This window comes from Aquisalimonas sp., from assembly GCF_007120195.1.
GTDB lineage: Bacteria > Pseudomonadota > Gammaproteobacteria > Nitrococcales > Aquisalimonadaceae > Aquisalimonas.
In genome coordinates this window covers 1-5,479 of the sequence record NZ_SKOG01000114.1, presented here as the reverse complement: position 1 = coordinate 5,479, position 5,479 = coordinate 1, and the positions used below count along the sequence as shown (strand labels likewise).

Genomic DNA, 5,479 nt, shown 5'->3' with positions numbered 1-5,479 from the left:
CACACTTGTTATCCGGGATCTCGCGGACGAAGGATCCGTCAATCTTGAGCACGTCAAGGCGAAGTTCCTTCAGGTAGCTCAATGAAGAATACCCCGTACCGAAGTCGTCGAGGGCGATTCGGATGCCGTTATCATGTAATCGACGCAACATCTCGAAATGCCCCTTGGCGTCCAACATCAAGGTGCTCTCGGTGATCTCGAGCTCCAGTGTGCCCGGCCCCATCCCGGCGTCGGTGCTCGCCTGCACCACGGAGTCGATAAAGTCGTCATGCTGGAGCTGCCGGGCGGAGACGTTGATCGCAATGCGCGGAATCGGCACACCGGCGTCGCGCAGCGCCATGAACTGTGCGCAGGCCTGGTGCAGCACCCACTCACCAACCGGAACGATGAGGCCGGTCTCCTCGAGCATTGGCAGAAATCCGGCGGGTGAAACCTCACCGTGCCCGGGGCGGCTCCAGCGCAGCAAGGCCTCGACACCGACAACGCGCTCTCCAGTGGCGTCGGTCTGGGGTTGGTAGTGGAGCGCAAACTCGTCTTGCTCGAGGGCATGGCGGAGCGCGTTGTGCAGCTCCAAACGCTGCCGCTCCGCACGATCCATGTCCGCGGTAAAGAACTGATGCTGACCTGGACCATGCTCCTTGGCGCGATGCATGGCGGTTTGAGCGCGACTCAGTAGCGTCTCGCTGTCCGCGCCATCGTTCGGGTGCAAGCTTACGCCGACTGAAACGCTGAACATGAATTCCAGCCCCTCACCTCCAGCGTCTGAGGGCTTTACGCGGAACGGGACTTTGAACGCGTCTGCGACCTTCTTTGCGACCAAGCCCGCGTCGAGCGGTTGGGCGAGATCGGCCAGGATCACGGCGAACTCATCGGCACTGATCCGCGCCACGGTGTCTTCCCCGCGCACGGTATTCTGCAAGCGCTTGGCCACGGCCCTCAACGCGTCATCACCGGCATCGTGCCCCAGGGCGTCATTGAGTGTTCTGAAGCGGTCGATGTCGAGGGACAATACACCCACCGAACGCCCGTGGCGGGTCGCCGCGGTGAGCGCGTGTTGCAGGCGGTCCACGCAGAGATAACGGTTGGGAAGCTGCGTCAGCGCGTCGTAATTGGCCTGGTAGGCCAGGCGGGACGCCATGTGCCTGCGCTCGGTGATGTCCTGCTTGATGGCAATAAAATGGGTGATCGTACCTTGCGCGTCCCGCACCGGGGAGATGGATTGTTCCTCAGAATAGAGGCTTCCATCTTTGCGGCGGTTGACGAGTTCTCCGTGCCAAACGTCTCCCGCCAGAATCGTCTTCCACAGGTTGCTGTAGAATTCGCGGCCGTGCTCGCCCGACTGAATGAGCTGACCGGGGGTCTTGCCAATCGCTTCCTCGACGCAATAACCCGTGAGCACAGAGAAGGCCCGATTGACCCAGCGGATTGTGCCGTCGGCGGAGGTGATCACGATCGCGTTGGCAGCCGCCTGCAATGCGGCATCCTGCAAACGGAACTGCTCCTTCATTTCCCTGCGATCCGTTGTATCGGTCATTTCTATAAGGCCCCAACGAAATGCTCAATACCGATGAAAATCTGTCCCGGCGAGCGGTCATCTCCGCAGCGCACCCAACTTTGGAGTGGCGCACCTACCAACCTTCCCACGAGAAGTGGCACGTCCGAATGGCTGTTAGTCACGTGCAGCATCTCATTGCAAGCGGACAAAAAATGTGAGCGCGACCCCACTCTCTAGCAAAGCGTCCGGCACAAGGAACAGCGAACAATGCGAGACCTGCGGCCACGAGCATCTCCCGGGCGTGCGCCAGCACGAGGCATCGGGACAGCGGTCATGGTCGCGGCAGAGCTGCGGTGCGCTATGCTAACAGCAGGCGGGGTGCGCCTGTCAGGCAATAGGAGCCATCATGATATCTCAGGTCCGGCCGCGCTTATTCGCAGCGGTGCTCGCGCTCGCGTTCACCCCGACCCTCGCTTGGGCAGCCGATGAGGGGCGCTATCAGCTGGAGGTCGGTCCACCGGTGGTTGTCCTGGACACGGAGACCGGAGAGCTCTGGATCGGCGTCAGCCATCCGACGGAGACACTGGTGCTAAGGCGCGGTCGCTATCAGGATGACGACGGGGAATACCACAGCTTCCCACCGGATGACTAGCGTCCTGTAACCGTCGAGATCGACACTGATGGTGCCCTTGGGAGGACTTGAACCTCCAACCGTCGGCTTCGAAGGCCGATGCTCTATCCAATTGAGCTACAAGGGCAAAGAATCCTGCTTGCGGTGCTGCCCAGGGTACCAGCCTGGATGCGCACAGTGACGGTCGACTTGCGAAGGGCGAAGGCACCACCGGGGCTGGCGGTCGACGGTTGCATTGCCGGCGACGGATCGTCCGCCGGTTGGGCGGCCTTGACCCCCCGACCAGCTAATCAATCCAGTGGCGGCGTGGGACGCACGAGAATCTCGTTCACATCCACATGCGGTGGCTGGGAGATGGCGTAGAGAACCGCCCTGGCGACATCTTCCGGCTTCAGGGCATAGGCCGGCGGCTCATCGAAAAACGGCGTGTCCACCATCCCAGGCTCGATCAATGTGACCCGAATGCCTGTGCCGCGCAACTCCTCTCTTACTCCGTAACCGATCGCGCTGACCGCCCATTTCGTCGCACTGTACATGGATCCGGCGATCGTGGTTCGACCCGCCGCCGACCCGGTCAGCAGGAGGTGCCCGCGGGTGCGCTTGAGCGCCTCGATGGTGTGGCGCAGCGTCAGGCCGACACCGTAGATGTTAGTGAGAATCATCTCCCGCCAGATGGCAGTGTCAGCGCCGCTGAAGCCACCGGGGCTACCACCCATTCCCGCGTTGGCAAAAACCGCGTCGATGCGGCCGAAATGCTCCAGGGCGCTGGCCACCATGGCCTGTTGACTGGCTGCGTCATTGACGTCGCAATGAACGGCGAGCGCACGGTCTGGGCCGCCCAACGCCTCGGCCAAGCGCGTCACCCGGTCCTCCGATCGCGCCGCCAACACGACACGGTACCCCGCCTTGGTCACCTGGCGTGCCGTCTCGGCACCAATGCCGCTGCTCGCTCCGGTGATGAGGATGACTGCGTCGTTCATGGTTCACCTCCCAACTGTTCGCGCAACCCCGGCATGGGCGTCGTTGCGCTGCCACTTCACCGCGGCGTGTCCGGCCAACCCCATGGTAACCGTTGTTGAAATGCCGTCTAAGGGGCTGAGGGCGTTTGGCCCCAAGGATAGCGTCTCGATCGTTCGAGCGCGTCGCCTAAATAGCCGGATGAGGATGCCAATGTCGTCGTCTTGTATACTTTTTAGTCTCCATGGCATTCCTTGGACCGGTTATCGTTGCTGGAACTTAACTGCGAGGCAAGGGGAGAGGCACCATGAAGTATTCGAGTTGGCGGTGTTTCCGTCACGCAATTGCTGCTTTGGCGATTGCCGCTATCGCCGGCGCGCTGCCTTCGACTGCAGTCGCGGACAACGACTATCCCACGGAAGCGCGCGTCGATTACGTTCTCGGCTGCATGGCGGCAAACGGCCAGGATTACCTGGTTATGCAGAAGTGCTCGTGCAGCATCGATGTCATCGCTGAACTGATACCCTACGAAGACTATGAGGCCGCCGAGACGGTGCTCCGTATGCGCGAGCGGCGCGGTGAGCTCGGGGTATTGTTCCGCACCGAAAAGGAGCTTGAGGATCTGATGCAGGATTTCCGCAGAGCGCAGGCTGAAGCGGACCTGCAATGCTTCTGAGGAGACGGGCGTCGATAGCGGCGCTCGTCGGGCTCGTGAGCCTGCAGGCGCCCCTTGCTGGGGCGGCGGATGCAGACATCGCTGAGGGTGCGCGCGTGTTTCAGGCGCAGTGCGCCGGCTGCCACGCGATAGAACCTGGCGCCCACCGCGCCGGGCCCAGCCTGTACCGAGTGCTCGGACGACGTGCCGGGAGCGCCGCAGGGTTCGATTACTCGCCCGCGCTGCGCCAGGCTGAGATCGTCTGGACGCCGGAGAGTCTCGACGCCTTTCTGGAGGATCCGCAGGACGTGGCCCCCGGAACACGCATGGTCTTCTGGGGCCTGGAGGCGGCAGAGCGCCAGCAGGTCATTCGGTTTCTCGAGCACGCCGCCGAATAAGGCTCACCGCCGGCTTTACTCTGCGCCTGCCCCGGTCTTGCGGGCCATCATGCCGCGCGCCGGGTTGTATCCCAGGATAGCAAATCCAACGAGTACGATTGTGACGGCGATGGTGATCAGCGCCGCGTCGCCGTTGAGCTGTTCATACAGTGCAAAGCGAATCAACTCGACGGCGTAGGTAAAAGGGTTGAGGGAGGCGAGCTGATAGACCACCAGGCTCGATTCCTGGAGCCGCCATAAGGGGTACAGGGCCGACGAGATGAAGAACATGGGGAAGATGACGAAGTTCATGATCCCCGCGAAGTTCTCCAGATGACGAACGAACGAGGAAAGCAACAGCCCCAGCGCGCCTACCATAAACCCAGTCACCACGAGGGCAGGCAGCACATAGACATACCCCATGAGCGGCGCCTGCACGCCGTAGGCGTAGGCGATTGCCAGAAAGGCATAGACCTGGACGATGGAAACCACCGTTCCCGCCAACAGCTTGCAGATCAGCAGATACCAGCGCGGGAACGGGCTGACCAACAGCACGCGCATGCTACCCATCTCACGGTCGTAGACCATGGACAGTGAGCTTTGCATGCCGTTGAAAAGCTGAATCATGCCGACCAGACCCGGCACAATGTACTCTTCATAGAGGATGTACGTCTGGTACGGCTCCGTCATGGCGACGCCGAGCGCCATTCGAAAGCCTGCGGCGAAGACCAGCAGCCAGACCAGCGGCCTCACCAGCGCCGCGATGAAACGGCTGCGCTGATGCACGAACCGCAGCAGTTCCCGCCAGAGAATGCCGCGCATGCAGTGGGCGTAGGCGGCCAGCCTCATCCGACCTCGGTTTCGGTTAGCGTATCGAACGCCTCGCCAATGGACGCGGCACGGGCTTGCGTCTTGATTTCCTCAACGGAGCCGTTCCCGCGTATGCGGCCCTTATCCAGCACGATGACGCGGTCCTCTGGGTGGACTTCATCAATCAAATGGGTCGCCCACAACACCGCCACCCCCTCGTCCGCGCACAGGCGATGCACGTGCTCGACGATGCCGCGACGCGAGGCCACGTCCAGACCCACGGTCGGCTCGTCGAGCAGCAACAGCCGCGGGCGGTGTAGCAATCCGCGGGCAATCTCCACGCGCCGCCGTTGCCCGCCAGAGAGCTCTCGGACCCGCTTGCACTGGTGTTCCCCAATCCCCAGGCGCGCTACTTGATCTGCGGCATGACGCCGCGCCGTCTTCAGGTCCATGCCGTGCAGCGCCGCATGGTAGGCCAGATTCTGCTGCACACTCAGGTCAAGATCCAGGGTCGGCTGCTGAAAGACCACGCCCATCTGTCCCAAGGCCTGCGT

At 62.2% G+C, this 5,479-nt stretch carries 7 protein-coding genes and 1 tRNA gene; 3 read left to right on the top strand and 5 right to left on the bottom strand.

The genetic code is table 11. The annotated features are described in order from the left end of the window. The coding region (locus tag QZT63_RS08685; RefSeq protein ID WP_290650361.1) for an EAL domain-containing protein at positions 1-1,534 on the bottom strand (1,534 nt) is incomplete at its 3' end. A gap of 367 nt (positions 1,535-1,901) precedes the next feature. Between QZT63_RS08685 and QZT63_RS08680 the strand changes: the two genes are divergently transcribed. After that, positions 1,902-2,147, top strand: coding sequence for a hypothetical protein (locus tag QZT63_RS08680; RefSeq protein ID WP_290650359.1), 246 nt, complete (start codon positions 1,902-1,904; stop codon positions 2,145-2,147). Positions 2,148-2,176: 29 nt separating this feature from the next. Here QZT63_RS08680 and QZT63_RS08675 read toward each other — a convergent pair. Beyond that, positions 2,177-2,253 (bottom strand) — tRNA-Arg (locus QZT63_RS08675). A 163-nt stretch (positions 2,254-2,416) separates the two neighbouring features. After that, positions 2,417-3,106: an SDR family oxidoreductase gene (locus tag QZT63_RS08670; RefSeq protein ID WP_290650357.1), complete on the bottom strand. Its 690-nt coding sequence runs from the start codon at positions 3,104-3,106 to the stop codon at positions 2,417-2,419. A 284-nt stretch (positions 3,107-3,390) separates the two neighbouring features. Between QZT63_RS08670 and QZT63_RS08665 the strand changes: the two genes are divergently transcribed. Both QZT63_RS08665 and QZT63_RS08660 read left to right on the top strand, forming a co-directional pair. Continuing rightward, complete coding sequence (locus QZT63_RS08665) at positions 3,391-3,759, top strand: hypothetical protein (protein ID WP_290650355.1); 369 nt, start codon at positions 3,391-3,393, stop codon at positions 3,757-3,759. Beyond that, positions 3,750-4,136 carry a c-type cytochrome gene (locus QZT63_RS08660; RefSeq protein ID WP_290650353.1) on the top strand — a complete coding sequence of 129 codons (387 nt, stop codon included), beginning with the start codon at positions 3,750-3,752 and terminating at the stop codon, positions 4,134-4,136. The genes QZT63_RS08665 and QZT63_RS08660 overlap by 10 nt, the downstream gene beginning before the upstream one ends. Positions 4,137-4,151: 15 nt before the next feature. On the opposite strand, the gene QZT63_RS08655 is transcribed toward QZT63_RS08660, so the two are convergent. Continuing rightward, positions 4,152-4,964, bottom strand: a complete 813-nt coding sequence (locus tag QZT63_RS08655) for an ABC transporter permease (protein ID WP_290650351.1) — start codon at positions 4,962-4,964, stop codon at positions 4,152-4,154. Continuing rightward, a partial coding sequence (locus QZT63_RS08650; protein WP_290650349.1) for an ATP-binding cassette domain-containing protein occupies positions 4,961-5,479 on the bottom strand: 519 nt, incomplete at its 5' end. The genes QZT63_RS08655 and QZT63_RS08650, both read right to left, overlap by 4 nt.

Bases quoted from the DNA above. Each gene is read 5' to 3' on its own strand.
- QZT63_RS08655 (WP_290650351.1), bottom strand. From the start codon at position 4,964: ATGAGGCTGGCCGCCTACGCCCACTGCATGCGCGGCATTCTCTGGCGG.
- QZT63_RS08665 (WP_290650355.1), top strand. From the start codon at position 3,391: ATGAAGTATTCGAGTTGGCGGTGTTTCCGTCACGCAATTGCTGCTTTG.
- QZT63_RS08660 (WP_290650353.1), top strand. From the start codon at position 3,750: ATGCTTCTGAGGAGACGGGCGTCGATAGCGGCGCTCGTCGGGCTCGTG.
- QZT63_RS08670 (WP_290650357.1), bottom strand. From the start codon at position 3,106: ATGAACGACGCAGTCATCCTCATCACCGGAGCGAGCAGCGGCATTGGT.
- QZT63_RS08680 (WP_290650359.1), top strand. From the start codon at position 1,902: ATGATATCTCAGGTCCGGCCGCGCTTATTCGCAGCGGTGCTCGCGCTC.